Source organism: Lysinibacillus sp. C5.1, assembly GCF_016350185.1.
In the GTDB taxonomy this organism is placed as follows: Bacteria; Bacillota; Bacilli; order Bacillales_A; family Planococcaceae; genus Lysinibacillus; species Lysinibacillus sphaericus.
The window spans coordinates 3620067-3646489 of the sequence record NZ_CP066226.1 but is presented as its reverse complement, the minus strand read 5'-3'; the positions used below and the strand labels follow the sequence as shown (position 1 = coordinate 3646489).

General features: G+C 37.0%; 34 protein-coding genes. 21 read left to right on the top strand and 13 right to left on the bottom strand.

The features are described 5' to 3' along the window. Positions 1–56: 56 nt before the first annotated feature. The 4 genes from lipA (at position 57) to I5435_RS17945 (ending at position 2297) form a co-directional block, all read left to right on the top strand. The gene (lipA, locus tag I5435_RS17960) at positions 57–980 is read left to right on the top strand and encodes a lipoyl synthase (RefSeq protein WP_024364831.1); all 924 of its coding nucleotides are present in this window, start codon (positions 57–59) and stop codon (positions 978–980) included. A gap of 34 nt (positions 981–1014) precedes the next feature. Further along, positions 1015–1368: a YutD family protein gene (locus tag I5435_RS17955; RefSeq protein WP_024364832.1), complete on the top strand. Its 354-nt coding sequence runs from the start codon at positions 1015–1017 to the stop codon at positions 1366–1368. A 157-nt stretch (positions 1369–1525) separates the two neighbouring features. Then, a complete protein-coding gene (locus tag I5435_RS17950) occupies positions 1526–2050 on the top strand; it encodes a D-glycero-alpha-D-manno-heptose-1,7-bisphosphate 7-phosphatase (protein ID WP_024364833.1) in 525 nt (174 codons plus the stop codon). A 61-nt stretch (positions 2051–2111) separates the two neighbouring features. Next, positions 2112–2297: a hypothetical protein gene (locus tag I5435_RS17945; RefSeq protein WP_370510647.1), complete on the top strand. Its 186-nt coding sequence runs from the start codon at positions 2112–2114 to the stop codon at positions 2295–2297. Between the two features lie 145 nt (positions 2298–2442). Here I5435_RS17945 and I5435_RS17940 read toward each other — a convergent pair whose 3' ends face one another. Continuing rightward, a complete protein-coding gene (locus I5435_RS17940) occupies positions 2443–2709 on the bottom strand; it encodes a DUF3055 domain-containing protein (protein ID WP_024364835.1) in 267 nt (88 codons plus the stop codon). 88 nt (positions 2710–2797) lie between these two features. Here I5435_RS17940 and I5435_RS17935 point away from each other — a divergent pair, with 88 nt between their 5' ends. Both I5435_RS17935 and I5435_RS17930 read left to right on the top strand, forming a co-directional pair. Then, positions 2798–3250 (top strand): DUF86 domain-containing protein, encoded by a 453-nt coding sequence (locus I5435_RS17935; RefSeq protein ID WP_024364836.1) that lies wholly within the window; start codon positions 2798–2800, stop codon positions 3248–3250. Continuing rightward, entirely contained in the window at positions 3247–3999 is a 753-nt protein-coding gene (locus tag I5435_RS17930) for a TIGR01457 family HAD-type hydrolase (RefSeq protein WP_108030993.1), read from the top strand. Before I5435_RS17935 ends, I5435_RS17930 begins: the two co-directional genes overlap by 4 nt. A 136-nt stretch (positions 4000–4135) precedes the next feature. Here I5435_RS17930 and I5435_RS17925 read toward each other — a convergent pair whose 3' ends face one another. Continuing rightward, on the bottom strand, positions 4136–4372 hold the full coding sequence (locus I5435_RS17925) for a YuzB family protein (protein ID WP_024364838.1): 237 nt from the start codon (positions 4370–4372) through the stop codon (positions 4136–4138). Between the two features lie 385 nt (positions 4373–4757). Here I5435_RS17925 and I5435_RS17920 point away from each other — a divergent pair, with 385 nt between their 5' ends. Further along, the gene (locus tag I5435_RS17920; protein ID WP_024364839.1) at positions 4758–5825 is read left to right on the top strand and encodes an NAD(P)/FAD-dependent oxidoreductase; all 1068 of its coding nucleotides are present in this window, start codon (positions 4758–4760) and stop codon (positions 5823–5825) included. An 89-nt stretch (positions 5826–5914) separates the two neighbouring features. Here the strand turns inward: I5435_RS17920 and I5435_RS17915 are convergent, their stop codons facing one another. After that, positions 5915–6250, bottom strand: a complete 336-nt coding sequence (locus tag I5435_RS17915) for a YuzD family protein (protein ID WP_024364840.1) — start codon at positions 6248–6250, stop codon at positions 5915–5917. 84 nt (positions 6251–6334) lie between these two features. On the opposite strand from I5435_RS17915, the gene I5435_RS17910 reads away from it, so the two are divergent. Next, positions 6335–6571 carry a NifU family protein gene (locus I5435_RS17910; RefSeq protein WP_024364841.1) on the top strand — a complete coding sequence of 79 codons (237 nt, stop codon included), beginning with the start codon at positions 6335–6337 and terminating at the stop codon, positions 6569–6571. Between the two features lie 49 nt (positions 6572–6620). On the opposite strand, the gene I5435_RS17905 is transcribed toward I5435_RS17910, so the two are convergent. Next, entirely contained in the window at positions 6621–7313 is a 693-nt protein-coding gene (locus I5435_RS17905; protein WP_337982692.1) for a DUF2225 domain-containing protein, read from the bottom strand. A 182-nt stretch (positions 7314–7495) separates the two neighbouring features. Between I5435_RS17905 and I5435_RS17900 the strand changes: the two genes are divergently transcribed. Together I5435_RS17900 and I5435_RS17895 are read left to right on the top strand one after the other, a co-directional pair. Beyond that, a complete protein-coding gene (locus tag I5435_RS17900) occupies positions 7496–7870 on the top strand; it encodes a HesB/IscA family protein (RefSeq protein ID WP_024364843.1) in 375 nt (124 codons plus the stop codon). Positions 7871–8025: 155 nt separating this feature from the next. Continuing rightward, positions 8026–8157: a hypothetical protein gene (locus I5435_RS17895; RefSeq protein ID WP_255313804.1), complete on the top strand. Its 132-nt coding sequence runs from the start codon at positions 8026–8028 to the stop codon at positions 8155–8157. Between the two features lie 32 nt (positions 8158–8189). On the opposite strand, the gene I5435_RS17890 is transcribed toward I5435_RS17895, so the two are convergent. Beyond that, positions 8190–8534: a hypothetical protein gene (locus I5435_RS17890; protein WP_337982691.1), complete on the bottom strand. Its 345-nt coding sequence runs from the start codon at positions 8532–8534 to the stop codon at positions 8190–8192. A 95-nt stretch (positions 8535–8629) separates the two neighbouring features. Next, the gene (locus I5435_RS17885; protein WP_337982690.1) at positions 8630–9028 is read right to left on the bottom strand and encodes a topoisomerase; all 399 of its coding nucleotides are present in this window, start codon (positions 9026–9028) and stop codon (positions 8630–8632) included. A 352-nt stretch (positions 9029–9380) separates the two neighbouring features. Here I5435_RS17885 and I5435_RS17880 point away from each other — a divergent pair, with 352 nt between their 5' ends. Continuing rightward, a complete protein-coding gene (locus I5435_RS17880) occupies positions 9381–10466 on the top strand; it encodes an SH3 domain-containing protein (protein ID WP_024364846.1) in 1086 nt (361 codons plus the stop codon). 294 nt (positions 10467–10760) lie between these two features. Here I5435_RS17880 and I5435_RS17875 read toward each other — a convergent pair whose 3' ends face one another. Together I5435_RS17875 and I5435_RS17870 are read right to left on the bottom strand one after the other, a co-directional pair. Then, positions 10761–11324: a hypothetical protein gene (locus I5435_RS17875; RefSeq protein ID WP_337982689.1), complete on the bottom strand. Its 564-nt coding sequence runs from the start codon at positions 11322–11324 to the stop codon at positions 10761–10763. A gap of 272 nt (positions 11325–11596) precedes the next feature. Beyond that, a complete protein-coding gene (locus tag I5435_RS17870; RefSeq protein WP_024364848.1) occupies positions 11597–12088 on the bottom strand; it encodes a CarD family transcriptional regulator in 492 nt (163 codons plus the stop codon). A 135-nt stretch (positions 12089–12223) separates the two neighbouring features. On the opposite strand from I5435_RS17870, the gene I5435_RS17865 reads away from it, so the two are divergent. From I5435_RS17865 to I5435_RS17855, 3 genes are all read left to right on the top strand, one after another. Continuing rightward, complete coding sequence (locus tag I5435_RS17865; protein WP_337982688.1) at positions 12224–12682, top strand: MarR family winged helix-turn-helix transcriptional regulator; 459 nt, start codon at positions 12224–12226, stop codon at positions 12680–12682. 134 nt (positions 12683–12816) lie between these two features. Continuing rightward, the gene (locus I5435_RS17860) at positions 12817–13314 is read left to right on the top strand and encodes an NUDIX hydrolase (protein WP_024364850.1); all 498 of its coding nucleotides are present in this window, start codon (positions 12817–12819) and stop codon (positions 13312–13314) included. Positions 13315–13454: 140 nt separating this feature from the next. Continuing rightward, positions 13455–13784: a YuiB family protein gene (locus I5435_RS17855; RefSeq protein WP_024364851.1), complete on the top strand. Its 330-nt coding sequence runs from the start codon at positions 13455–13457 to the stop codon at positions 13782–13784. Positions 13785–13847: 63 nt separating this feature from the next. On the opposite strand, the gene I5435_RS17850 is transcribed toward I5435_RS17855, so the two are convergent. Then, entirely contained in the window at positions 13848–14330 is a 483-nt protein-coding gene (locus tag I5435_RS17850; RefSeq protein WP_036205676.1) for a divergent PAP2 family protein, read from the bottom strand. A 124-nt stretch (positions 14331–14454) separates the two neighbouring features. Here I5435_RS17850 and I5435_RS17845 point away from each other — a divergent pair, with 124 nt between their 5' ends. The 7 genes from I5435_RS17845 (at position 14455) to cysI (ending at position 22083) form a co-directional block, all read left to right on the top strand. Further along, positions 14455–15963 carry a leucyl aminopeptidase gene (locus I5435_RS17845; protein WP_024364853.1) on the top strand — a complete coding sequence of 503 codons (1509 nt, stop codon included), beginning with the start codon at positions 14455–14457 and terminating at the stop codon, positions 15961–15963. Between the two features lie 65 nt (positions 15964–16028). Further along, positions 16029–16238: a hypothetical protein gene (locus I5435_RS17840; protein ID WP_024364854.1), complete on the top strand. Its 210-nt coding sequence runs from the start codon at positions 16029–16031 to the stop codon at positions 16236–16238. Between the two features lie 606 nt (positions 16239–16844). Then, positions 16845–17621: a uroporphyrinogen-III C-methyltransferase gene (gene cobA / locus I5435_RS17835; RefSeq protein WP_024364855.1), complete on the top strand. Its 777-nt coding sequence runs from the start codon at positions 16845–16847 to the stop codon at positions 17619–17621. Between the two features lie 12 nt (positions 17622–17633). Next, complete coding sequence (locus I5435_RS17830) at positions 17634–18383, top strand: sirohydrochlorin chelatase (RefSeq protein WP_337982687.1); 750 nt, start codon at positions 17634–17636, stop codon at positions 18381–18383. Next, positions 18371–18532: a YezD family protein gene (locus I5435_RS17825; protein WP_227665373.1), complete on the top strand. Its 162-nt coding sequence runs from the start codon at positions 18371–18373 to the stop codon at positions 18530–18532. The genes I5435_RS17830 and I5435_RS17825 overlap by 13 nt, the downstream gene beginning before the upstream one ends. Positions 18533–18560: 28 nt before the next feature. Then, positions 18561–20345: an assimilatory sulfite reductase (NADPH) flavoprotein subunit gene (locus I5435_RS17820; protein ID WP_337982686.1), complete on the top strand. Its 1785-nt coding sequence runs from the start codon at positions 18561–18563 to the stop codon at positions 20343–20345. 16 nt (positions 20346–20361) lie between these two features. Continuing rightward, on the top strand, positions 20362–22083 hold the full coding sequence (gene cysI / locus I5435_RS17815; RefSeq protein WP_337982685.1) for an assimilatory sulfite reductase (NADPH) hemoprotein subunit: 1722 nt from the start codon (positions 20362–20364) through the stop codon (positions 22081–22083). Between the two features lie 243 nt (positions 22084–22326). On the opposite strand, the gene I5435_RS17810 is transcribed toward cysI, so the two are convergent. The 4 genes from I5435_RS17810 to I5435_RS17795 are packed head-to-tail and all read right to left on the bottom strand — an operon-like array spanning position 22327 to position 26195. Continuing rightward, a complete protein-coding gene (locus tag I5435_RS17810; RefSeq protein ID WP_108030986.1) occupies positions 22327–23397 on the bottom strand; it encodes a sulfate/molybdate ABC transporter ATP-binding protein in 1071 nt (356 codons plus the stop codon). Positions 23398–23412: 15 nt separating this feature from the next. Then, on the bottom strand, positions 23413–24288 hold the full coding sequence (gene cysW / locus I5435_RS17805) for a sulfate ABC transporter permease subunit CysW (protein WP_337982684.1): 876 nt from the start codon (positions 24286–24288) through the stop codon (positions 23413–23415). Positions 24289–24297: 9 nt separating this feature from the next. Further along, positions 24298–25131 (bottom strand): sulfate ABC transporter permease subunit CysT, encoded by an 834-nt coding sequence (gene cysT, locus I5435_RS17800; protein ID WP_024364861.1) that lies wholly within the window; start codon positions 25129–25131, stop codon positions 24298–24300. A gap of 11 nt (positions 25132–25142) precedes the next feature. Beyond that, positions 25143–26195 (bottom strand): sulfate ABC transporter substrate-binding protein, encoded by a 1053-nt coding sequence (locus tag I5435_RS17795; protein WP_024364862.1) that lies wholly within the window; start codon positions 26193–26195, stop codon positions 25143–25145. Between the last annotated feature and the right edge of the window lie 228 nt (positions 26196–26423).

Below are 26423 nucleotides of genomic sequence, written 5' to 3'. Positions count from 1 at the left end.
AACAGTGATGGTAGATCATATTCAACAAAAGATTACTTTGATAGGGGCGAAATTGTATGACATCCTGTAAACCTACTAGCAATGAAAAAGAAGAACATGTAAGAAAACCTGATTGGCTTAAAATTAAACTAAACACGAACGATGAATATAAGGGTCTTAAAAAGCTAATGCGTGAAAAAAATCTTCATACAGTATGCGAAGAAGCACGTTGTCCAAATATTCATGAATGCTGGGGTGAGCGTCGAACAGCGACAATGATGATCTTGGGTTCAGTTTGTACGCGTGCATGTCGTTTCTGTGCTGTAAAAACGGGTTTACCAAATGAGTTAGACCTTGCAGAACCAGAACGTGTGGCAGATTCAGTAGCAATTATGAACTTAAAACATGTTGTTATTACAATGGTGGCTCGTGATGATTTAAAGGATGGCGGTGCAGAAGTATTAGCGGAAACTGTGCGCGCTATTCGTCGTAAAAGCCCTTTAACATCAGTAGAAGTATTGCCTTCAGACCTTGGAGGTATTAAGGAAAATCTTCAACTTCTAATGGATGCAAGACCAGATATTTTAAATCATAATATTGAAACAGTACGTCGTTTAACGCCAAGAGTACGTGCGCGTGCAAAATACGAACGTTCTTTAGAATTTCTTCGTTTAGCAAAAGAGATGCAACCAGACATTCCAACAAAATCATCTTTAATGATTGGTTTAGGTGAAACGCATGAAGAAATTTTAGAAGTAATGGATGATTTACGTGCGAATAACGTGGATATCATGACAATTGGTCAATATTTACAACCGACTAAAAAACATTTACCTGTAAAAAAATATTATTCTCCGATTGAATTCGGTAAACTTCGCAAAATTGCAATGGAAAAAGGTTTCAAACATTGTGAAGCAGGCCCACTTGTACGCAGTAGTTACCATGCAGACGAGCAAGTGAATGCCGCAACAAAAGAGCGTCAATTACAAGCCGAAGTGTAATGTAATTTAGTAGACCTAGAAAGGTGGTGTCACTTTGATCATTATTGAAGGATATGAATACGAAGTTGTTGAAGATTACCGTGAAGCTTTTCAGGAAGAAGTCTTTAAGGAGCGGTACTCAGATATTTTAGTCAAGTATGATTATATTGTAGGCGACTGGGGTTATAATCAATTGCGGTTAAAAGGTTTTTTTGACGATAAAAATCAAAAATCTACCTTTGATACAAAAATCAGTACGCTGCAAGATTACTTATATGAGTATTGTAACTTTGGCTGTGCTTACTTTGTTTTGCATAAACGCGGTAAAGCTATTATGCAGCCTGATGTTGTAATAAATGAAGCTACCGAAGTGACAAAACCAAATGACAATGAACAGATAGCAGAATAGCTAATAACAACCTGATGCCAAATGTGCATCAGGTTTTTTTATGCGATGACGGCCGTTGAACAATGAACAGCCAAGTATAGTGTGTGTAATTTGGATATAATAGTACAAAAGATTAGTGCTTTAGCATTTATTGATTCTTATTAAAGGTGTGATTTTTATAAAAAGAGCAGTCTTTTTAGATCGAGATGGGGTTATTAACGAAGTGTTGACGAAAAGAGTTAAATTTGTGAATAAGCCGCAGCAACTTTTTTTCCTACCTCATGTGCCAGAGGCGATAAAAAAATTAAACGACTTTTTTGATTTTGTCTTTGTTGTAACCAATCAAGGTGGCGTAGGCTTAGGATTTATGAAAGAAGGACAGCTCAAAAAAATACACATGCATATGACAAATGAATTAAAGACACAAGGTGCTATCATTCATGAAGTCGTGTATTGCCCTCATAAACCAAAAGCTGGTTGTGATTGTCGGAAACCAAATAGCAAGTTAATTGTAGATCTTGCTGAAAAATACAATGTGGATTTATCAAAATCTTATATGGTGGGGGATACAGATACAGACATTATTGCAGGAAAAAGAGCTGGTACAAAAGGCGTTTTTTTAGGTAAATATGATCCACTTGCGGATGCCGTATTCCCAGATTTAATAAGTGCTGTTGACTGGATAATTGAGGATGCATATTAGTTTTTTTGTTTAAGTATAAATCATTTTAAAAAGGAAAGTTTATAAAGTGGAGGTGATAATTTTGGCTAACGAAAAGCAAAAGCAAAAGAAAAAGCAATTAGACCGTGAAGAGTACGGATATGGCTTTGATATTAGTGTAGATGATTTAGCTGTTATTGGGCAAAATAAACAAGCGAAAAAACAAAATGATAATGAAAACAAAAACAAACCACATAATAAAGATAACCCTTCCACTTTAAATAAATAATGATACATCAGGGGTTCTATTTAGTGTAATATTCGATAGACATGATGGGATTTTGACAAAAAAATTTCGCTATATGCCAAAGGGTCTATTGCAGTCCCAAGCAAATGGATTAGCGAAATTTTTTTATTTAAATCTTTAAACAGTATTAGTTTAGTAATTCCCGTAAGTATTCACGCAGTTCCACTGTCTCTTCTTCCGAACGGTTGTATACGTGTTCAAGGTAGCCAGGTTCTTCTACGTCGTCTGGTCCTATAATCGCAAAACGGCCAAATTGGATATCCATCACAAGTACTTTGCCAAAGAAGCGGCTAGATTGTAAAATGGCTAAATCGTAGCGTAGTTTTTGTCCTGCAAAACTAACAAAGCGTGTTTTTGTATCTTCTACATCATCATATAAGAAAAAACGTTCCATCTTTTAATCTCCTTCCAGTCCTATAGATATGGTACTATAGAAGAGAAAAGACTATCAACTTTAAATGATTTGAATGGGGGCTTTCCTTGTGTATTTTGTAGATCGAAATAAAATCACAACAAACTTACAGTACTTAGATAAACTATTAGCTATTTTGGAGACAGAGGATAACTGGCTACAAAATGATATGAAGAAATTAGCGCTCGAACGTATTGGACATAATGTGATGGAATCAATGATGGATGTAGGTAACTTAATGATTGACGGTTTCATCATGCGTGATCCAGGTAGCTATGAGGATATTATTGATATATTAATCGATGAAAAAGTCGTATCAACTGATATGGAAGCATCGTTAAAAGCTGTTGTAGGCTTACGTAAAATGCTCGTTCGTGAATTCGCATCTGTAGATATAGCAGAAGTTGTGACGGTTTTAACAGCCAGCTTACCGGCTTTAAAGCAGTTTGCACCAGCAGTGAATAACTACTTAACAAATGAGCTAGGTCCCGTATCAGCATTTTTACCTGAGGATCATCAATGAAAACCTATAAGGCTTATTGCTTTGATTTAGATGGCACTGTCTACCGCGGAAAGGAAGGTATTCCTTCTGCGGTTGCTTTTATACAGCAATTACAGCAGCAAGGAATTGAGCCGTTTTACGTAACAAACAATTCCTCTAAAACGAGAGAGCAGTTACAAGAAGCTTTACACGCAGTTGGCGTAGAAGCACCACTTCATCATATTTATTCAAGTGCTTTAGTAACAGCAAAGTATGTAGCTATGAATTTCCCAGACAAAAGAGTAGCAATGATGGGCGCTGATGGGATTCGATTGGCGTTGTTAAATGAAGGAATTGAACCTGTAGACAATGAGCCAGATGTATTTGTTATGGGTATCGATCGCACATTAGATTATATGGCACTGGCAAAGGCTACAATTGCTGTACAAAATGGTGCTGCCTTTATTGCAACTAATCAAGATATTAAATTTCCAACAGAATATGGATTTTTACCTGGAAATGGCTCATTTGCGCGCCTAGTAGGAGAGGTTGCTGGGGTTGAACCAATCTACATCGGGAAGCCGTCTGCTGCAATGCTCGACATCATTGCGTTAGAGCATTGTTTTACAAAAGATGAGATGGTTATGATTGGTGATAACTACGATACGGACATTATGTGTGGTATTCATTTTGGCTGTGATACCATTCATGTCAATACAGGTGTAACACCAACAAGCGAAGTTTTAACAAAAGAACAGCAACCTACTTATTTAGTTGAAACGCTGGTTTAAAATTTTGCTCGAGGTATAAATTAACAAAGGATGTTATGCCGATTTTGGTATAACATCCTTTTCATATGTGTAACTTTATTTTGTTAGGACTCAAACTTTTTTTAAAATATATTGATGGTATCCATGTTGTCTACAATTACCATAATGGATTTTCATCAATAAATTGATATATAGCTTTTGTGAGCTCCTCTGGTGAAGCAGCTTCTACTAATTCACCATTGACAATCGCGTAAAAAGATTCAGAACACTTTGTACAGTAGCTAAGGCAGCCATATTCCAAAACATCGATATTTGGATCGCGTTCGAGTATTTCATAAGTTTTTTGTGAGCCATTTGCTAAATTACTTACACAAAATTCAACCATTGGATTCATATGTTCACCTCACCCTTGATATGCTACTAGCTTTTGAAACGTTCGTCAATGATTTAAATTGATTGAGTTAAAGTCGTTCCAGTTTATATGAATGCTGACTAACCGTTTATTTGTAGTGGGGAAGCAAATTATTGCAAGATACTTTTGGATGTCACCAATTTTAAGTTAAACTTTTCGAGTCGGCTTATTTATTACGGGGCACAAATTCTGCCGAAATGTAATTGACTTTGGCATAATTGTTGTGTGAAAATGCAAAGAAGTAATCGATATTGTGAAATCTTTCACAAAAATGCAATCTTATATTGTGAAACTTCTCACAATCGGTTATACTCATTTGTGGATACTTTGTGAACAATTATAATTAGATACATTAAAGGAGACTATTATGGGGAAATTAGTACTTTTAGGTGGCGGCTACGGCAATATGCGTGTCATGCTTCGACTTTTACCAAACAACTTACCTTTGGACACGGAAATCGTGTTAGTAGATAGAGCGCCTTTCCATAGTTTAAAAACAGAATTTTATGCATTAGCAGCAGGGACTTCAACAGATAAAGAAATTCGTGTAAGTTTCCCAGAGCACGAGCGTTTAACGGCTGTGTATGGTGAAGCCGTTGGGATTAACCGTGCTGAAAAAGTAGTCATTCTAGAGGATGGGCAACGTATTGAATATGATGATTTAGTTATTGGTCTAGGCTGTGAGGACAAATACCATGGTGTACCAGGTGCAGAAGAGTACACATACAGCATTCAGACGATGGCAAAATCACGTGCAACATTCCAAGCGTTATGTGGTTTACCAGCAGGCTCAACTGTCGGCATTGTTGGTGCTGGTTTAAGCGGTATTGAGTTGGCGAGTGAGCTACGAGAAAGCCGTGCTGATTTAAAAGTAAAATTGTTTGACCGAGGTTCACGTATTTTAAAAGACTTCCCAGAGAAGCTTAGTAAATATGTGAAAGATTGGTTTACGAAACATAATGTAGATGTTATTGCAAATTCTAATATTACAAAAGTAGAACCAGGGAAAATTTTTAACCATGAAGAGGAAATACCACTAGATGCAGTAGTTTGGACTGCAGGTGTGCAGCCTGTTAAACTTGTGCGTGAAATGGATGTTGAAAAAGATCGTCAAGGTCGTCCGATTGTCACGCAATACTTTAATGTGTTGGATGATGAGCACGTCTATGTTGTTGGTGACTGCGCTTCTTCTGACTTTTCTCCTAGTGCACAATTAGCGGAGGAGCAGGCGGAGCATATCGTAAAAGTATTACGTATGCGTTGGAAAGGTGAGCGTTTACCAGAAAAAATGCCTGATATTAAACTAAAAGGTTTCATGGGATCATTAGGTAAAAAACAAGGCTTTGCTTACTTAGCAGATACAACTGTTACTGGTCGTATTGCACGTTTAATGAAATCTGGATTACTATGGATGTACAAATATCAAAATGATTAATGCGTTGCTCATATTCTTTTGAGCATACTAGTAAATAATAAAAGGGATTGCTCAAAGGTAAACTTGTGAACAATCCCTTTCATGTATTATTAAACGGTTTCGTCTGGTGTAAAGCCAAGATTTTCAAGTGCATTAAAGACCGGCTTTAATTGGACATACCCTTCTCCTACTACTTCATCATTGATGAGCACGAGTGGATAGAAAAATTCATCTTCTTGAATACGTCTAGCATAATCTAAATCACGTTCATTCTCAATTGGACCTTCAATATCGACATAACGAATAGCATAAGCTTGGTCTGGATATTTACGATCAATAGCGGCTTGCAACCACTCATATGTATCCTTAGAAGATGGTGCATTGACACAGCTAGCACAGATGACCGCAGTGCCATAAATTTCGATAATTGGTTTTGTTTGATCCATAGTATTTATTCTCCCTTGTGATTCTATATTGGATTTTTTCTGTTGCTAACATTATAATCATTATAAGGAAAGGAGTCGAGACAAATGGCAGAAGCAACAATTAACGACCAAGTTCAAGAAGTATTAGATAAATTACGTCCATTCTTATTACGTGACGGTGGAGACTGTGAATTAGTAGATGTAGAAGATGGCGTTGTAAAATTACGTTTATTAGGTGCATGTGGTAGTTGCCCTAGTTCTACGATTACATTAAAAGCAGGTATTGAACGTGCTTTATTAGAAGAAGTACCAGGGATTATTGAAGTAGAACAAGTTTTCTAACATTTACGTACAAAAAGTTCTAGCTAATTTTGGCTAGAACTTTTTTTATTTACGCTTGTCGAGATTTTTCTTTTTCTTCGCGAATCAGTGTCCATTGTTCCTTTGCCATATCGATAATTTTTGCTTCGCCACCAATACTTTGTTTCTCAATAACCTTAGAAAAGAAGCGTGTCGCATTTTCGATATCACCGATACGTCGTGATAGCTCGGCAATCATATACATAATGCGTACATCAGACATTTGAGTTGCGCTGTAATCCTCATTTGAATAGGAATCCATATAAAGATCTCGCGACATTTTCATAAAACGCTGCTCTTGACCTTCATTTTTTAATGAACGATATAACCACGCAAGACGTAAAGTTAGACCAGCAGTAGCAACGAATTTTTCTTTTTTAATCGTAGCGCATAAAAATGCTAATTTATAGGCTTGAATCGCTTGGAAGACCGTACGTTCACCTTTAAAATCATGGTGAACCCATTTTTCTGTAATTTGTGTCTTTATCTCATCTTGTACGCCAGGCGCAAAATATTTTGTAAAGTCCTCTGTAAAGGAGAAGCCACAATGCTCACAAACAAAAACATTGTAGTAAAGAGCATTGACATCGTCAGCATAAATCGGCTGAAAATCGGTTTCCGTATGATCCACTTTTATGAATTTAGAGCGTACTTTTAATGTTGGAAATTCTTTTTTACAATTAAGACATTGAATTTGTTTTTCATAATACGGTGAAATCTCCATAATATATACCTCTTTCATCGATGTAATTATAACTATTATACCAATAGATGCATTTAACACATGAATAAAAAATACTAATTAAGTGAAAATATCGGGAATTTTGCTAATAATCTACTTCAAGCTGAATGTTTGTCATACAATAGTCAAAATTGATATGATAAGTAAGAAGGAAGGTGATTGGGATGACAAGTTTAAAACAAGTAATAGACGTGACTGAAGCGGCTGCATTTCATATTAATGAAATGATGGAGCATAATGAGGAGCAAGGTTCTTTTTTACGCGTAGCTGTTAATGGTGGCGGATGTAGTGGTCTATCGTATGGCATGCATTTCGATAAAGAGAAAAAAGAAGACGATTTTGAAGATGTACAACATGGTTTAACGATTCTTGTTTCCCGCGAAGATGCGCCTATTTTAATGGGAACAAAAATTGACTATAAACAATCGTTAATGGGTGGTGGCTTCACCATCGACAACCCAAATGCCATCGCATCTTGCGGCTGCGGCACAAGCTTTAAAGCAGCAAAACGTGAAGGTACGCCTGAAGTTTGTGAATAATTAAACGTGATATAAATGTTGAAGAAGGGTTGTATAGGTCTATACATTCCCGATTATAAGTAAACACAACCCTAAATTAGCGTCATTAGGGCTGTGAATACCAAGCCTTTTTGATTTGTCTGTTGCGGAAAGCATCACAAATTGAGGAGGCTTTTTTGTATGGTTTAAAAAGAGTAAACAAACACAATGTAGAAAGAATATCCAAAAACTTTGAACAATCAATTGACCTTATGGATTCTGCTAAAAATGCAGAGGGGCTTCCTATTCTTATTATAGTAACTGCGTAAGAGTGTTCCTTCTTAATAACAGGAACCCAATCTTATTTTTCTTTTATAAAAAAGAAACCTGTTCCATTTTCTTGTGGTATAAATCCTTCTTCAATGGACATTTTTTCTATAGTGTTTTGTTCATGTGCTGTAATTACAGCGGTAACATCCTTTTTTTCAGTTGGCTCCCCTTTAATAAAAAAGAAACCTGTTCCATTTTCTTGTGGTATAAATCCTTCTTTAACGGACATATTTTCTACCATTTTTTGTTCTTCTTTTGTTATAACCGTAGTAATATCTGTTTGTTCTTTAGCTGATCCTATATTGTCTTTTGCAAAACCAATTGTCAATGCTAAAACGCCTGTTAAACCAATAGTGAAGACTAACTTTCCTTTCATATAAAAACCTCCATTTGAATGTAGTTTGAACCAATAACATATTTCTTTATCATTTTTCCTTACACAATTTTATAAAGCAACTTAGAACTTCTCCGTTAGAGTTTCTCAATTTTTATTGTTATATTTTCTTCGCTAATTGTGATGTTTTCTGTTTCAGATACTTTCTTTATAGAATCTTTAATTATTTGTTTAATCATCTTATCATCAACTTTTGTATTCTTTGGAAAGCTTATTGATATATCAATAATTCCTTTAACGGGACTACCACTTACCATTATTCCTTCTATTGACTCACTATCCAATTCCGTTTGTTCTGTAATAGATGCCATTATTTCTGTTTTAAATTCTGAAATTAAATTTAATTCTTTTGATTCTGACATTACATTTGCATCATTTTTCTTGTTTTCCGTAATATCTATAATTTCCTCTTTATTGCAGCCAACTAACAAAATTGAACTAAAAACAATTCCTGAAAGCATAGCTTTTTTTAACACTTATACTCCTCCTTTATAAATAAATTACATATTTTGAAAAAATATCAATACTAAGTTTAACGATATATATTGGCGAAAGTTTCAATTTAAACATAATATCTTACCTTATTGAATTGATAAAAATAAGTAAAAATATAAACATAGAATGACTAAGGTATTTTCTAGAATGCCTTGATGTTCATTTACAAAGTATATCGAGGTTGTGCACAGTCGAATGAAGCAATGAAAGCGGATTGCATACTTGTTTATTCATTTATGTTCAGCTTTAAAACTAGGTAAAATTTATTATGGAAATATATACAGTCAATAGTAAAAATGGTAGAATAGTGAAGATTAAAAGGAGGTCATTTGATTGAATATACTTAAGAAATGGTTTGTTGCAGCCTTTGTACTCATCATGTTATTTACTTTTCAGCACCAAGTAGCCGAAGCAGCAGACTACCGAACAGTGAAAGTTGTGAGTGGCTCCAGCTTAATTGTTAGAGAGTCGCCGAGTGATACAGCCAATTCGGTTGGTAATCTAGATAAGAACCAATTTGTAATAGAGTTTTCTACTTCTAATGGTTGGTCTCACATTCAAGCTGGTGATGTTAAGGGCTACGTTAATACTTCATTTTTAAGCGTTCCACCTTCAACAATAAAAATTGCAAATTCTAAAAGTGGTCTTGTTGTAAAATCTACGCCATCACTATCGGCAGCCACATTAGCGACATTGAAGTACAATATGGTCGTTGAAGATTATGGTTCAGTAGGGAATGGATGGTCCTATGTGCAATATGGTAATGTGATAGGCTATGTTAAATCCGATTTTATGGGAAAGACTAAAACATCGACTAAGTATGTAAATACAAGTAGTGGGGTTGTTGTTCGCAATATTGCCAGTCAATCTGGAGCTTCAGTAGGTTCATTAAGCAATGGTACACAAGTAACGGTACATTCTACATTAGTAGGGTGGTCTTATGTAACTGCTGGGAATGTTAAAGGGTATGTAGTCGATTCATTTTTATCGACAAAGAAACCTGTTGTACCTTTCAATAATATTAACTTTAAATTGTCTATTCGTGATGTAGAGAGAAATGAAAAATCAACGTTTATTCAAAAAATTCAAGACGATAGAGAAACTTATTTAATTTATGAGACGAAAAAATATGGCTATTTTGCAGAGTTAACATACATTTTTATAGGTGGACAATTAGAGTATATTAGCTATGATTTCTATCCAGATCAAAATAGTTATCATACATGGGATGAAATGTCTGTTTTACATGATATTCTGCATAGAAAGGGTGTTGCAGAATTTGGTAATGACTATCAATTCACATATGAAAAATATAATAGTCTATATACTACTTGGGAAAAAAGTGGTTACAAGGCATTGCTAACAGTGCACGATAACTATCTTTATACAACGGCAAAGTTAATATATTATCGTAAATAAAATTCATATAGTTAGAACTATTAGACATAAAGCCTTTTAAGTTGGTGCTTGCAAAAGCATAATGAATTTAAAAGGCTTTTTTGTATGGTTTTAAAGAAGGTGAAAATTGCAATGGAGAATGAATATTCAGTGTTAGTAATCGGGGGTATTTATAAAAAAACCTCACATTGTTGTAATGTAAACCTCCAGTAGCGATTGAGAAAGCATAATAAAAAGACTTGTGCTGAATAGTCGATCAAACGCACAAGCCTTCACAAAAGTATTTCTTTGAAAATATATAATCCTATTAAGATGTTAAGGATACCATGAAAGTTTAGCATCACTATCTAATGGTTTATTTTTTATTTCCTCACTCAAAGTATTGAACCATTGACTTGAAATTTCTTCTGCTTTGAGATTGATATCGTCATTATCTTCCCAGATAATATGAGAAAACCAAGCTCCTGTTGCCCATTCAAATTGCAGTTCAGCAAAAGAAATTTTAGGATGGTTCATTTGAATAAATTGATCATTTACTGCTTTAGAAACGTTAGAAGCTTGAGGTAGTAACTCATTTTGAATTTTTTCTATAATAGTAGGATTTTCAAGCTCATACCACTTCAATAGATGCCCATCAATTTGGTAAAAAATATGGAAAGATGGCTGTTGACCCATATCTATTAAAATAAAGGCACGTTCTACTGTGTTGTCAGTCGCCTTCACTGCGTTTACGATAATATTTTGTGCAATTTCCTTCCAAAAGTCATTTGCCTCATCTAATGGTGACGCTAGAGTAAATGCAGACTCAAGTTCAGAAATATCAGCTTCTGCTTTATTAACCTCTTCAACTTTTTTAAAAAATCTATTAAAGAACCCCATTAATTGTCCTACTCCCGATTTTATTTATGATAAATAATTTTAGTATTGTTGCTTATTTGTTAACTAAAACATATCTATTACAAATAATAACATATAAAAGTAATAATAAATAAATGGTTATGTAAATATTTAGGGGCATAGGGTGAGCATGGTGTTGTAGATAAGTTTACTTTGATTTTGGTGAAAGGGGATATTCGTACAATAAGAAAGAAGCTGCGATATATCTTTAGATAGAGATATTTGCGGCTTCTTTATGTACAGGTAAAAGATGGTTAGCTAAGTTTCGCTACTACATAATCATAAATTTCTTCTGAAGGTTTATCGAGTGCAATGGAGAATTCCGAAAATATAATTTCTTGTAAAGAGTGCAATAATTTTTCTTCTTGATTTGGGAATTTTTTTTCGTTCGCTTCATATTCAATCTTTTTGCGTAGCAGTGTATTTAAGAGGTTAGCTTGCTTTTGTCGATCGCCGGTTTTAATAATTTCTACGTGAAATCTCATACGATGTGTGTTTTGTTCAATCCATTCCACACCAGGAGACGTGAAGGATTGTAAAATTCGAATGGCTTCTTCTTTTTGAATAACATCTCTAAGCTGTTTTTTTGCATTATCAATAGGAGTACGTATCGTTAATTTTGAATCGTTTAGTGGTTGTAAAACGTAGTAAGTTTTAGTAATGTCGCTAAAGGTTTGTTCACAAATATCTTCAACTGAACAAAGTCCATGTGATGAATAAATGACTACATCGCCAACATTATACATGTATAATCCCTCCATCAAACATTATTGTCAACTTAGTTGACTAAATTAATTGTAAACAATAAAAGAACTTTTGTCAACTTAGTTGACGATGACTTCGTTTTTTTGTATAGTAATTACGAAAATTAGGGAATGAAGGTGAACGAGTTGAAGGACGAATTGCAAAATCGAGATGTCATTGATTTGTTGAGCGAACGTCATGAAATACTTCGCCGACTTGCTGAAGAGAAATGGAATAAACATAATACAGTCCATATATCCAACTCAGAATGGCATATTTTAAGCAAAATTTATAAAAACCAACCGACTATTTCAGAAGTAACAAAAGTTGTGGATTTTTCTCGCCAAGCCACTCATAAATTTATTAAAAGTTTAGCAGCTAAAGGTTTGGTGGAAGTGAGCAACGCTGAGAATAGTAAAAAGCACAAAGTAATACGGATGACGAACTTCGGTGAACTGTGCTATGAGCAAAATGAACGGAATAAAGCAGAAATTGAACAGCAATTGGTTCGTACTATCGGAGAAGAGCAAGTAGCAAAATTAAAAAACATCTTACAACTCAATTGGATGGAGTGCCAGTCACCGAAACAATTCTGAATATTTCTTTTGCGCAGGATGCGTGTGCTTGAGTTTAAAGCTTCTGACTGCAAAGATATCGTCTTTTTTCTATAATTAAAACTTCTAACTATAGAAAGCTTAACGCTATAATATGGACATAGAGGTGAATGGATATGAAAAAAGATCGAGGCAAAGTTTGGTTAGGAGTCGCTGGTTGTACTGTCAATGAGCTTGGACAATGGCTTGTTGTCAAAAAGGCTTATAGTGGTTTAAAGGGGCGCTGGTCATTACCAGCAGGTTTTGTGAATGCAGGTGAAACAGTGGATGAGGCGATTGTTCGGGAATTAAAAGAAGAAACAGGTTTAGATTGCTATGTTTCGGGCTTAATAGGTTTCCGTACAGGTGTTATTCACGGTGAAGTTAGTGATAATATGGCTATTTTTTATTGTAAGATGAAAGACGAGCGACAACAGCTTTGTATTCAAGAAAATGAATTGTTAGAGGCAAAATGGTTATATCCATGGGAATTGGCACAGGATGAAATGACATCGGTCATGTTAAAGGAAATGGTTTCTAATCAGTTTGAACAGCATCAATTAGATGCCATTGAAGGTATCAATCCAGGAGAGGTATTCGGTTACACTTCTTACCGTTTGTTTTTTAAAAAATAATGCAAGGAACAGCTAGCTACATTTACTGAAAGTTGACGATTTACTAAAATATGACGAACATGCGAAATGAAGGATATGTTCATTGAAAGCACTCTCATAATCATGTAAACTAATGAGAGGAAAACGGAGGTTATACATACATGGGTGGTTCAGTTTCATTAGTACAGTTAATCATTTCAATTGTGTTATTTTTCGTCATGTTTTTTGGTATCGGATTCTTATTGAATATGTTACTGCGAATGACATGGTTAATGGCAATTGTATATCCAATTGTTGTTGTTTTTATTGTCGATGAAGTAAGCTTTTTAGATTATATTTTTAAACCTGGTTCAGCTTTCCCTGCGCTGTTGGAGAAATTGCAAGCACTTCAAACAGTAGATATTGCTATTTTATCTGGCGGCTTTGCAGGAGCGATTGTAGCAGGAATTGTAATGATTTATTTACGTAAAAGTGGATATCGTATGTTTTAATATTTACAAGACACAATGTAATTGTGAAAGGAGCTGGTTCGAGGATGTGAACCAACTCTTTTTTTATTGAATAAATTGATAGGCTATGATGGCGATAAAAATGCCAGTCAATGCTCCGAAAAATACCTCACTTCGCTTATGCCCAAGCAAGGTTTTTAATTCTTCCATTTTTTCTTGCCCATCCATTTGTGGCCAATCCTTTATATCACGTAACAATGTTTGAAAATCTTTGCGCAACTGATTTAAGACAACAGCATGTTGCCCTGCCTGGTATCGAACACCACTTGCATCATACATGACAATAAAAGAAAACATAGCCGCTATGGCAAAAATGGGAGAATCTAAGCCTGTTTCATAAGCGATGGACGTTGTTAACCCTGTAACAGAAGCGGAGTGTGAGCTAGGCATTCCTCCAGTGGATGTGAACAGTCCCCATTTTAATTGTTTGGTCATTAAAAAATGAATGGGGATTTTTACAAACTGTGCAAAGAGAACGGAAAAGAGGGCGACGAGTAGAGGAGTATTTTGAAGTATCGACATATTCATCACAACCTTCACTTGTAATTGCCTTTATTATAACATTCATTATTTTCTAAAAGAAGAAATAGCTAAATATTACGTGCATTTCTGAAAGTTAGGTATAATAGAAATATTGAATGGAGGAATATTTATGCATATTGTTAAAGAAGCAAAAACATTTGAAACGATTTCTACAGAAGTATTAGTGGTGGGGGTCACAAAACATCGTGAACAAATGCAAGATTGGGCAAGTTTTTCGACTTTTTACGGAGAATCTCTGAATGGGTGGCTTAGTGCAGGTGATGTTTCGACTGAACTAAAAGCCATTACGAAATTGCCATTTATGAAGGAGCATGCCCATCTAAAACGAATTTTGTTTGTTGGCTTAGATGAACGTAAAAACTTAACGGAAGGTGATTTACGTGCAGCCTTTGGTTTAGTTGGCAAAGAGCTAAATGCTTTAAAAGTGAAAGAGTATTCGATTTGGCTAGAATCATTTACAACAGAAACAATAACGGTAGATGATGTTGCATTTTTAGCAGGTGAGGGCACAACGCTAGGTTATTATACAATTCCGCATTATAAAACAACTTCAAATGAAGTAGATAAGCGCATGGAAGCTGTACATTTCGTGACTACTGCTGAAGATTTAGATAATGTTGTAGCGAGCTTCGAGGTCGGAATTATTTATGCAGATGCCGTAAATGAAGCACGTAGCTTAATTAATCTTCCACCAAATTTATTAACAGCGACAGACTTAGCAAATTATGCACAGTCCCTTGCGATGGACTATGATTTTGAAGTGGAAATTTTAGATAAAGCCCAACTAGAGGAACTGGGAATGGGTGGTATTTTAAGTGTAAATCAAGGCTCATATGAGGAACCTCGCCTTATCACTTTAAAGTATAAAGCAACAGAAGATTTCACTGATCCGATTGGGCTTGTTGGTAAAGGTGTAACGTATGATACAGGGGGCTATTCTCTAAAACCTAAAGATTCAATGGTTGGAATGAAGGGTGATATGGGTGGTGCAGCAGCTGTGCTTGGCGCTATGAAAATTATTGGTGAATTACGCCCTAATAAAAACGTTGTAGCCGTTATTGGTTCTACGGACAATATGGTTTCGGATACAGCCTTTAAACCTGATGATGTGATTACAACGTATAGCGGTAAAACGGTTGAAATTTTAAATACTGATGCTGAAGGTCGTTTAGTACTGGCAGATGCTACTACATATGCTAAACAACAAGGTGCAACTGCGCTAATCGATGTTGCCACTTTAACTGGTGGTGTTATTACAGCTCTTGGTTTAGATAAAACGGGTGCGCTTTCTAATAACGATGCATTCTATGCGAGTTTTATGGAGGCAGCACAAGAGACAGATGAGTTTGTATGGCGTATGCCGTTAACAGAAAGTGATAAAAAGCGAATTCGGAAATCAGATATTGCCGATTTAAACAACTCTCCTGGTCGCGATGGCCATATGATTTTCGGAGGTGGCTTCGTAGGTGAGTTTGTTGGGGATTTACCATGGATTCATTTAGATATTGCAGGTACATCGGATGCAGTCTCTGCACATGATTTAGGACCAAAAGGCGGTACAGGTGTCATGGTGCGAACATTAGCAAACTTTGTGCAACGTTTAGGTGAAGAGAAATAGAGTAGGCAAAGGACTTGCGGTATATGTACCTCCCTTCATACGATAGAGAAAAAGGGAGGTAGCATATGCGGAATTTCGGAGGATATCCAGGAGGCTTCGGTGGCTTCTTTTGGCCAATTGGCGCACCATTTTTTGGAGGATTTTTAGGCGGTCTACTTGGATCACAATTTAATCAATATCCAAACTATCCTAATTATCCAAATTATCGTCCATACCCACCAGGTCCATTTTACCCGCCAGGTAGACCATACCCGAGGTATCGTAGACCATATTAATGTGAATTAAACGAGTGCCAGAAGTTTAACAATGGGCTCATTAAAAAGTAAAAAAGGTGAGGCTGGGACAAAGGAGAAAAGGTGTTAGATTGATGGCAGTCAATCTAACACCTTTTTTGCTGCGCCGTTGTTGTCCGCTTCGGCGCGGTGCTTTTCACTCAGCACAGTAAGCCGTAACCCTCGCTAACGCGAGGAATGCCAGCGTCTTACGTTGTGTGCGTTCTGAGCAGGAGTCCCCCCTTCCTACCAACAACTAGTGAACCCTTCTAAATTTTTATTTATTGCAAAAGTAAAAATAGCTAAGTTCTCCGTATAGCAAAAATTTATGAACACCTTTCCTCTATTCCTCATTTTTTTTAAGTTATGTCCCAGTCTCATTTTTTTCGTATTGTAAATTTAAAATGATTGGTTTCGTCGTTTAACTTTTAAAATGAATAAAACAACTGTTGACAGAATATACTAAATTATTTATTATTCTTATTATATTACTAAGAATTAAAAATAAAAGCTGACTAGCAAACTAGAGGCTCTTATTATCCAAAGGCAGGACTGTGTCTATGGATAGTATGAGTCTCTTTTTTTATCGAATGAAAGGAGTGCAACGACATGGGAAAAGTGTTCATAGTAGGAGCGGGACCTGGAGATGTTGATTTGATTACCGTGCGTGGATTGCGCTGCATTGAACAAGCGGATGTCATTTTATATGACAGACTGGTCAATAAGGATTTATTAGCCTATGCGAAAAAGGGTGCCAAGTTAATATTTTGCGGTAAGTTACCAAATCGGCATGCCATGATTCAAGATCATATTAATCATTCGCTTGTAAGCTATGCACAACAAGGTTTTATTGTCACAAGGTTAAAAGGAGGTGACCCTTTCGTTTTTGGTAGAGGTGCGGAGGAAGCTGAAGTACTTGCACAACACCACATACCATTTGAGGTCGTACCTGGTATTACATCTGGTATAGCTGCACCTGCCTATGCGGGAATTCCTGTTACACATCGAGATTTGAGTTCAAGCTTTGCAATGGTCACAGGGCATATGCGAGAAGGAAAAGATGATGGTATTCAATGGGAAAGTCTTGCTAAAGGAATCGATACCCTTGCGATTTATATGGGCGTTGGCAATTTGCCTTATATTCAACAGCAGTTACTGCAATATGGACGTGATGCGCAAACGCCTGTCGCACTTATTCATTGGGGAACGTGTGCACAACAAAAAACGGTGCTAGGTACATTGGCAACTATTGTGGATGTCGTACAGCAAGAAGAAATTCAAAATCCGAGCATGATTGTAATTGGTAAGGTGGTGACATTAAGGGAAAAAATCCAATGGTTTGAGGAAGTTTGTCCACAAATGCCTTTCAAAGAGATGTCAGTATAAGGAAGTGTTTTGATGCAAGCGATTTTATATGTAGCACATGGCAGTCGTGTGAAAGCTGGTGTAGAGCAAGCAGTTGCATTTCTACAACGCGTGCAACAGGACATTGCATTACCAATACAAGAAATTTGTTTTTTGGAACTAGCCGAGCCGACGATTGCACAAGGTATAGAAAACTGCTTCCGCCAAGGAGCAACGGACATTGCGATTATGCCAATTTTGTTGTTAGCCGCTCAGCATGCCAAGCATGATATTCCCAAGGAAATTGACAAAGCACAAAAGCAATATCCAACAGTACATTTTACATACGGTGAACCACTCGGCGTACATGAACTATTAATTGATACACTTCAAAAACGAATTTTAGAAACACAGCTCCATTTTAACAATGCAAGTGTATTACTGATTGGACGTGGCAGTAGTGATCCAGCAGTAAGAGAGGATTTAACAAAAATCGCATTAAGATTACGCGATAAATATGGTTATGGAAAGGTCGATACGTGCTTTTTATACGGAGCGGGTCCTAATTTGGAGGAATGGTTAGCGCAAAGAAAACAAGACAATGAGCTGGTATTTATTGTGCCGTATTTATTGTTTACAGGCATTTTACGTCAAAGTATAGCCAAACGTTTACAAGGATATGAGGTAAATAACATGATTTTATGTAATAGCTTGGGCTATGACGATAATGTAAGAAAAGTATTAGTGGAACGTATTATGGACTTAATAAAACGAAATTATTTGGAGGAAGGGTGTTTTTCGTAATGGTAGATAAAAGAAAAGAAAATATAAATCTAGCATTAGATAATGTCCGACAAATTTTAAATACAGTTAACCATGGCTCGATTACATTAACTGTTCAAAACTTTTACGTTGTACAAATTGAAAAGAAAGAAAAAATACGTCTTAGATAATTTAATAATGATACGTGAGGTGGCTAAGTTGAAACTGCAAGTAATTAACAGTCCTTTTAATGAGGAACAGGTGAAGCTATTAAATGAACTTCTACCTAAATTAACTGGAGAACAAAAAATATGGTTGAATGGTTACTTAAGTGCTCCACTAACAACAGTAGATACCGTTGTAGAAGAAGCAGTATTGTCGGTAGTACCCGAGACGAAAACGGTGACGCTATTATATGGCTCACAAACTGGAAATAGCCAAGGACTCGCTGAAAAATTTGCAGCTGCGTTAAAAGCAAATGATATTGAGGTGACTGTCACATCTTTAGCAAAGTTTAAGCCAAATAATTTGAAGAAAATAACGAATCTTTTGCTCGTAGTGAGTACGCATGGTGAAGGGGAACCACCCGACCAAGCAATTCAATTCTATGAATTTTTGCACAGTAAGCGTGCGCCTAAATTAGAACATCTGCACTTTTCTGTTTTGGCATTAGGAGATAGCTCATATGAATTCTTCTGTAAAACTGGGCAGGATTTTGACGCACAATTTGAAAAGTTAGGCGCGAAACGTATCGTTCCACGTAGAGACTGTGATGTTGATTACGATGAACCAGCAGCCGAATGGTTTACAGCTGTTCAACAGGCATTATTACAGCAAAGCGATACAGCAATTGTCTCTCATACAACGCCATTATTAGAAGAAGAAGCTACATATTCTCGCAAACATCCGTATTATGCCGAAGTACTGGAAAATATCAATTTAAATGGGCGTGGCTCGAATAAGGAAACACGTCATATTGAGTTGTCCATTGAAGGTGCAAATTTACATTTTGAGCCTGGAGATAGCATTGGTATTTTGCCAGAAAATGATGAATCTTTAGTAGATGCATTAATCACAGCCTTGCAGTTTCATCCTCAAACAGAAGTAACGGTGTTTGAGGAATCTATGCAATTAAAAGAAGCGCTCCGAAAAAAATTAGAAATTACAGTGTTGTCGAAGCCTCTTTTACAAAAAATAAGTGCTTTTACGGTGCATAAAGCATTGGCAGAGCTATGTGAAAGTGCTACAGCATGGAAGGATTACGCAAGAGGAAGAGATTTACTTGATGTCGTTGAAGATTTTGCTCCTTTTACTTGGGATGCACAACAGTTTGTAGCCCTTCTTCGTAAAATTCCAGCGAGATTGTATTCCATTGCTAGTAGCCAATTGGCCAATAGTGATGAAGTCCATTTAACAATTGCTAAAGTGAGTTATGAAACGAATGGTCGAAAGCGTTTGGGCGTGTGTTCGGGCAGTATTGCAGAGCGAATTCAAGTGGGCGATACATTACCGATTTATGTCCATAAAAATCCAAACTTTAGATTGCCAGAACAAGCAGATACACCAATTATTATGATTGGTGCGGGCACAGGTGTTGCGCCGTATCGTGCTTTTTTAGAGCAGCGAGAGGAATTAGGAATAACAGGGGATTCTTGGCTGATTTTTGGCGATCAACATTTTGTCACCGATTTCCTTTATCAAACAGATTGGCAGCGTTGGCTTGCTTCAGGCACATTAGCTCAAATGGATGTTGCTTTCTCACGTGATACAGATAAAAAAGTATACGTCCAACATAAAATTCACGAAAAGGCACAAGTATTTTATGAATGGCTTGAGCAAGGGGCTGTTATTTACGTTTGTGGTGATGAAAAATCGATGGCTGCTGATGTTGATCAAACAATCTGTCGCATTATTGAGCAGCAAGGGCATAAAACGCCTGAGGAAGCGAAAGCGTATATCAATGATTTGAAACAGCAGAAGCGCTACCAACGTGATGTTTATTAGTAAAGGAGCGAGATAAATGACTGGAAAAATTATTTTACCCCCACAACCTGGAACACCAAGCGATGTTGAGCGTATTAAAAGCGATAGTAATTACTTGCGTGGAACATTAGAAAGAACAATGAACGAACCTTTAAGTTCAGGTATTCCTGAAGATGATAATCGCTTAATGAAATTTCATGGCAGTTATTTACAGGATGATCGAGATTTAAGAAATGAACGGCAACGTCAAAAATTAGAGCCCGCGTATCAGTTTATGGTGCGTGTACGTACACCTGGTGGTGCGGCAACACCTGCACAGTGGCTTGTTATGGATGAGATGGCAAGAAAATATGGCAATGGTTCATTAAAATTAACAACACGTCAGGCATTCCAAGTGCACGGGATTTTAAAATGGAATGTCAAAAAATATATGCAAGAAATAAATGAAGTACTTTTAGATTCTCTTGCTGCATGTGGGGATGTCAACCGTAATGTAATGTGTAATGTCAATCCCAATCAATCAGCATTACACGAGGAAATTTACAATTGGTCAGCAAAGTTAAGTGAGCATTTATTGCCAAGAACACGTGCCTATCACGAGTTATGGCTAGATGGCGAAAAAGTAGTGGATAGCCAAGAAGAAGAAATCGAGCCAATTTACGGTGCACAATATTTGCCTCGTAAATTTAAAATTGGTATTGCGATTCCACCGAGCAATGATGTCGATGTTTACTCACAAGATATTGGCTTTATTGCAATCGTTGAAGATGATGAGTTTGTAGGTTTTAACGTAGCAGTTGGTGGTGGTATGGGGATGACACATGGTGATCATGAAACGTATCCACAGCTTGCGCGTATGATTGGCTTTATAACGCCTGATAAATTACTTGAGACGGCAGAGAAAATTATTACGATACAACGTGATTATGGTAATCGTTCAATTCGTAAAAATGCCCGTTTTAAATATACAATTGATGCACGTGGACTCGACTGGTTTAAAGCAGAGTTACATCGTCGACTAGGGTGGGAAATACAAGCGGAGCGTCCATTTACATTTGACCGAACGGGCGATGAATTTGGATGGATTAAAGGTGCAAATGGTAAATGGCATTATACGCTATTTATTCAAAATGGGCGCATTAAAGATTTTGAGGATTATGAGCTGTTAACAGGTTTACGAGAAATTGCCAAAGTGCATACCGGAGATTTCCGGTTAACACCAAATCAAAACTTAATGATTGGCAATGTATCGCAACAGCAAAAGGAAATCATTGCTGCGCTTATTGAGCAGTATAAGTTAACAGACGGGGCCCACTATTCAGCGCTGCGCCGTAATTCCATTGCTTGTGTGTCGTTGCCTACTTGCGGTTTAGCAATGGCAGAGGCAGAACGTTATTTGCCTTCACTCATTACGAAAATTGATACGATTATCGATGAAGCGGGTTTACATGATACGGAAATTGTTATTCGTATGTCGGGTTGCCCAAATGGGTGCTCACGCGCTGCAATGGGTGAAATCGGCTTTATCGGCAAAGGTCCAGGAAAATATAACATGTATCTTGGCGCAAGCTTTACAGGTAATCGCTTAAATAAAATTTATCGCGAAAATATTGGGGAAGAAGAAATTTTAGCCGAACTACGTCCAATTTTGCTGCACTATGCAAAAGACCGTTTAGAGGGCGAGCATTTCGGGGATTTTGTAATTCGTGCAGGTTATGTAACAGCCGTCTTTGATGGCCGAGAATTTTATAAGGAGTAAAAGGAGGGTGCCTGGCACGCAAACAATTCTGAATTCTATTGCCTAAAAATTCACGAAGGCTCCTGTGAAATAGCGCAAGATGTAAGCCGCAACAGGCCCGCGACAGCGAGTGTTGCGGCTTACGTGTGCCCTTGCAAACACTTTGGCGGTAAGAACTTCTGCCATAACGGACATGAACGACATAGCAAAAAGTGTTAGATTGAAGGTAGTCAATCTAACACTTTTCTTTTTTGTCCGAGTTTTTTAAATAGAATAATCTTCTGGGATAAATACTTTTAATTGCTTTGGTCGCACAAATACATTGTCACCTACGTTAAGATGAAGACTTAAAAATTGTTCTTTTGTCAGTTCTGCTTCTAAAAATTCATCCATGTCACAACGACGGAGTTCAATTTGGACAATCGGCCCAAGCAAATGAATATGGCTGATATGAGCGGGGACAGTGCCTGCCACCGCTGTTTTTTCAATTTGTATATCGTGTGGTCGTACATAGCCTACTGCATCTTCTTGGGTATGGGCATGCGTATCTGGCACATCAATGGCAAATTCTCCATGTGTCAACTTACCGTTATGTAAACGCCCTTTAAAGAGGTTAACATTACCTAAGAAATCATAAACAAATGGACTTTTAGGGTGGGTGTACACTTCATCTGGACTTCCAATTTGCTCAATTTTGCCGTTGTTCATCACGACGATACGATCTGCGACATCGAGTGCTTCTTCTTGGTCATGCGTAACAAAAATACTTGTAATATGAAAATCATCATGTAACTTCCGCAACCAACGCCGTAATTCCTTACGCACTTTTGCATCAAGTGCTCCAAATGGTTCATCTAGTAAAAGGACTTTAGGTTCCACAGCAAGTGCACGTGCAAGTGCAACCCGTTGACGTTGCCCACCAGATAGCTGTGTTGGATAGCGATCCGAAAAATTGTCTAGTTTAACAAGTCGCAGTAGGGTCATTACTTTATCGGTTATTTCTGCTTTGGATGGTCTTGTTTTACGTGGTCGTACTTTCAACCCATAGGCAACATTATCGAAGACCGTCATATGGCGAAAGAGCGCATAGTGTTGAAAGACAAAGCCTACGTTTCGTTCCTTCGGGTGACGATTAGTAATCGTTTGACCGTCAAATAAGATTTCGCCGACATCCGATGCTTCAAGCCCTGCAATCACGCGCAGTAAAGACGTTTTACCAGAACCAGAAGGGCCAAGTAGCGCTATCAATTCACCAGATTGAATATCGATGGATACATCTTGTAAAGCTTGAAAAGAACCAAATTTCTTAGAAACATTTTGAATTTGAATGCTCACGCAAGAATACCTCCTTTAAATTGATTTCGATTTCCATGCAACAATATCTTTTATAACTAGCGTAATAATCGCTAACACACTCATCAATGAAGCAACAGCAAAAGCTGCTGAAAATTGGTATTCATTGTATAAAATTTCGATATGAAGCGGCATAGTATTCGTCATGCCTCGAATATGACCCGAGACGACAGAAACTGCTCCAAACTCACCAATGGCACGTGCATTACATAAAATCAAACCATAAAATAATCCCCATTTAATATTGGGTAATGTTACATACCAAAAGGTTTTAAAGCCATTTGCACCAAGAGAAATCGAAGCCTCTTCTTCAGCGTTCCCTTGTGCTTGCATTAACGGGACAAGCTCACGTGCAACAAAAGGCAATGTTACAAATATAGTCGCAAGCACAATGCCAGGTAAGGCAAAAACAATTTTAATATCATTAGCAAATAGCCAATCTCCAAATAGTCCTTGTGCACCAAATAGCAAGATAAATACTAAGCCTGCAATAACGGGCGATACAGCAAAAGGTAAGTCAATTACTGTTAATAATAAATTTTTACCTTTGTAATTGAATTTCGTTAATGCCCAAGCAGCCATAATGCCGAAAATGGCATTTAAAGGAACGACAATGGCTACTACTGTTAAGGTCAACTGAATAGCAGCTAAAGCATCTGGATGTGCGATTGCTGCAAAGTAGACGTCTGCCCCTTTTTGAAAGGCCGTAATAAAAATCGATACGAGGGGGAGAACGATAAAAAATGCTAAAAATGCCAGTGCAATAAATGTTAATACATAACGAAAGAAGCGAGGCTCCTGTAAGGCAGCGGGCTTTGCTGCTACAATCCGTGTTTGTGGAGCCAAAGGTTCAATAATCGTAGACTGATCCATAAATACCTCCTAATGTATAAAGCGGCGATTTGCTAGCCATTGAATAAGATTAATCGTAAATAATAAGACAAAGGATGTAATTAGCATAACAGCGGCAATAGACGTGGCACCCGCATAGTCATATTGTTCAAGCTTTGTCATAATGATTAACGGTGTAATTTCTGTCTTCATCGGCATGTTACCAGCGATAAAGACAACTGAACCGTATTCCCCTAATGCACGTGCAAAGGCTAATGAAAAGCCAGTCAAAATGGCTGGTGCAAGTTCAGGGAAAATAATCTTACATACAGTTTGCAGACGTGTAGCCCCTAAACTTGCTGAGGCTTCTTCAACTTCTACACTAATATTTTGTAAAACAGGTTGCACAGTACGCACAACAAATGGAAGACCGATAAATGTTAGAGCAATTATAATACCGAGTGGTGTAAAGGCGATTTTAAAATTGAAAAACTGTCCAATCCAGCCATTTGGTGCATATAGCGATGTTAAAGCAATACCTGCTACTGCCGTAGGTAAAGCAAATGGTAAATCTACAAGACCGTCAATAATACGTTTAAACGGGAAGTGGTAGCGTACGAGTACCCAAGCGATAATGGTGCCAAACACAACGTTTACTAAACCAGCAGCAAGTGCAGTGCCAAAGCTTAACTTATAAGAGGCAATTGCTCGAGGGTCGGTGACAATTGCGGTAAACTCTGCCCAGCTTAACGACATTGTCTGAATGAAAATCATTGCTAAAGGTAAGAGTACAAGCAAGCTTACGTAGAGCATCGTATAACCAAGTGAAAGGTGGAAGCCGGGAATAACACGAGCCGGCTTCTTTTTAAATGTTAGGCTAGTCATCATATGCCTCCTTATTGTGGAACGTAAATTTCATCGAATGTACCACCATCTTTAAAATGTGTTGTCTGAGCTTCTGTCCAACCCCCAAAGTCTTCAATGGAAATAAGTTCAAGCTTAGGGAATTGCGCTTGGTATTTTGCTAATATATCTTCATTGCGTGGTCGATAGTAGTTTTTCGCAGCAATCTCTTGACCGATGTCACTATATAAATGTTGTAGGTATGCTTCTGCGACTTTACGCGTCCCTTTTTTATCAACAATTTTGTCAACGATTGCTACAGGAGGCTCTGCTAAAATACTTAAAGAAGGTGTAATAATTTCGAATGCATCTTTCCCTAATTCATTAAGTGATAAATAAGCTTCATTTTCCCAGGCAATTAACACATCACCAATTTTTCTTTCAACAAAGGTAGTCGTGGCGCCGCGAGCACCAGAATCAAGTACCTCTACATTGCGATACAAAGCCTTCATAAAATCTTTTATTTGCTTCTCGTCATTGTTATACAACTTCGCTGCATAGCCCCATGCGGCTAAGTAATTCCAACGGGCACCACCTGAAGTTTTTGGGTTTGGCGTTATGACTGAGACATCGTCTTTTACTAAATCATCCCAATCTTGAATCCCTTTTGGATTGCCTTTTCTTACTAAAAAAACAATGGTAGAAGTATAGGGTGTAGAATTATTTTCAAATTCTGTTTGCCAGTCTTTGTTTAGTAGACTACGAGCTTGGGCAATTTCATCAATATCGTAAGCAAGTGCTAATGTGACAACATCGGCTTCTTGACCATCAATAACCGCACGCCCTTGTTTACCCGAGCCACCATGTGATTGATGAATTTTTACTTCTTGACCTGTTTCGTTTTTCCACTTCGCGATAAAGTCTTGATTAAATTCATCGTAAAGCTCACGTGTTGGATCATAAGATACATTTAGTAACTCAACTGTTTTTTGTGTGTCTTGCGAAGTTGTATTGTTATCTTTGGACGTGCTATTACATCCTGTTAACATAATTGTTAACCCTGATAAGAGTACAATTGTTTGAAAAATAGTTTTTCTTTTGTTCATTGAAAATCTCTCCTTTTTCTTACAAAATGCAAAAGGACCATCTCTTCAACATGTATCAACACATGTTAAGGAGATGGCCTTCAGATAATCTGATCAGCATGTTTTGTTTTTTAGCTTAGTACCACATTAAACATATATTTCCTATTAGTCAACAAGGAATTGAAAAATATTTAAAATTTTAGATAGGTTTTTCCCTAAGTCCAGTAACGAGTAGCAAAAGACTCTTTT

What these genes read in the sequence shown, in the direction of transcription:
- lipA (WP_024364831.1), top strand. Translation starts at nt 57, where the DNA reads ATGACATCCTGTAAACCTACTAGCAATGAAAAAGAAGAACATGTAAGA.
- I5435_RS17920 (WP_024364839.1), top strand. Translation starts at nt 4,758, where the DNA reads ATGGGGAAATTAGTACTTTTAGGTGGCGGCTACGGCAATATGCGTGTC.
- I5435_RS17930 (WP_108030993.1), top strand. Translation starts at nt 3,247, where the DNA reads ATGAAAACCTATAAGGCTTATTGCTTTGATTTAGATGGCACTGTCTAC.
- I5435_RS17795 (WP_024364862.1), bottom strand. Translation starts at nt 26,195, where the DNA reads ATGAACAAAAGAAAAACTATTTTTCAAACAATTGTACTCTTATCAGGG.
- I5435_RS17830 (WP_337982687.1), top strand. Translation starts at nt 17,634, where the DNA reads ATGCAAGCGATTTTATATGTAGCACATGGCAGTCGTGTGAAAGCTGGT.
- cysI (WP_337982685.1), top strand. Translation starts at nt 20,362, where the DNA reads ATGACTGGAAAAATTATTTTACCCCCACAACCTGGAACACCAAGCGAT.
- I5435_RS17850 (WP_036205676.1), bottom strand. Translation starts at nt 14,330, where the DNA reads ATGAATATGTCGATACTTCAAAATACTCCTCTACTCGTCGCCCTCTTT.
- I5435_RS17875 (WP_337982689.1), bottom strand. Translation starts at nt 11,324, where the DNA reads ATGGGGTTCTTTAATAGATTTTTTAAAAAAGTTGAAGAGGTTAATAAA.
- cysW (WP_337982684.1), bottom strand. Translation starts at nt 24,288, where the DNA reads ATGGATCAGTCTACGATTATTGAACCTTTGGCTCCACAAACACGGATT.
- I5435_RS17890 (WP_337982691.1), bottom strand. Translation starts at nt 8,534, where the DNA reads ATGAAAGGAAAGTTAGTCTTCACTATTGGTTTAACAGGCGTTTTAGCA.
- cobA (WP_024364855.1), top strand. Translation starts at nt 16,845, where the DNA reads ATGGGAAAAGTGTTCATAGTAGGAGCGGGACCTGGAGATGTTGATTTG.
- cysT (WP_024364861.1), bottom strand. Translation starts at nt 25,131, where the DNA reads ATGACTAGCCTAACATTTAAAAAGAAGCCGGCTCGTGTTATTCCCGGC.
- I5435_RS17845 (WP_024364853.1), top strand. Translation starts at nt 14,455, where the DNA reads ATGCATATTGTTAAAGAAGCAAAAACATTTGAAACGATTTCTACAGAA.
- I5435_RS17860 (WP_024364850.1), top strand. Translation starts at nt 12,817, where the DNA reads ATGAAAAAAGATCGAGGCAAAGTTTGGTTAGGAGTCGCTGGTTGTACT.
- I5435_RS17940 (WP_024364835.1), bottom strand. Translation starts at nt 2,709, where the DNA reads ATGGAACGTTTTTTCTTATATGATGATGTAGAAGATACAAAAACACGC.
- I5435_RS17855 (WP_024364851.1), top strand. Translation starts at nt 13,455, where the DNA reads ATGGGTGGTTCAGTTTCATTAGTACAGTTAATCATTTCAATTGTGTTA.
- I5435_RS17905 (WP_337982692.1), bottom strand. Translation starts at nt 7,313, where the DNA reads ATGGAGATTTCACCGTATTATGAAAAACAAATTCAATGTCTTAATTGT.
- I5435_RS17840 (WP_024364854.1), top strand. Translation starts at nt 16,029, where the DNA reads ATGCGGAATTTCGGAGGATATCCAGGAGGCTTCGGTGGCTTCTTTTGG.
- I5435_RS17910 (WP_024364841.1), top strand. Translation starts at nt 6,335, where the DNA reads ATGGCAGAAGCAACAATTAACGACCAAGTTCAAGAAGTATTAGATAAA.
- I5435_RS17870 (WP_024364848.1), bottom strand. Translation starts at nt 12,088, where the DNA reads ATGTATAATGTTGGCGATGTAGTCATTTATTCATCACATGGACTTTGT.
- I5435_RS17915 (WP_024364840.1), bottom strand. Translation starts at nt 6,250, where the DNA reads ATGGATCAAACAAAACCAATTATCGAAATTTATGGCACTGCGGTCATC.
- I5435_RS17925 (WP_024364838.1), bottom strand. Translation starts at nt 4,372, where the DNA reads ATGAATCCAATGGTTGAATTTTGTGTAAGTAATTTAGCAAATGGCTCA.
- I5435_RS17900 (WP_024364843.1), top strand. Translation starts at nt 7,496, where the DNA reads ATGACAAGTTTAAAACAAGTAATAGACGTGACTGAAGCGGCTGCATTT.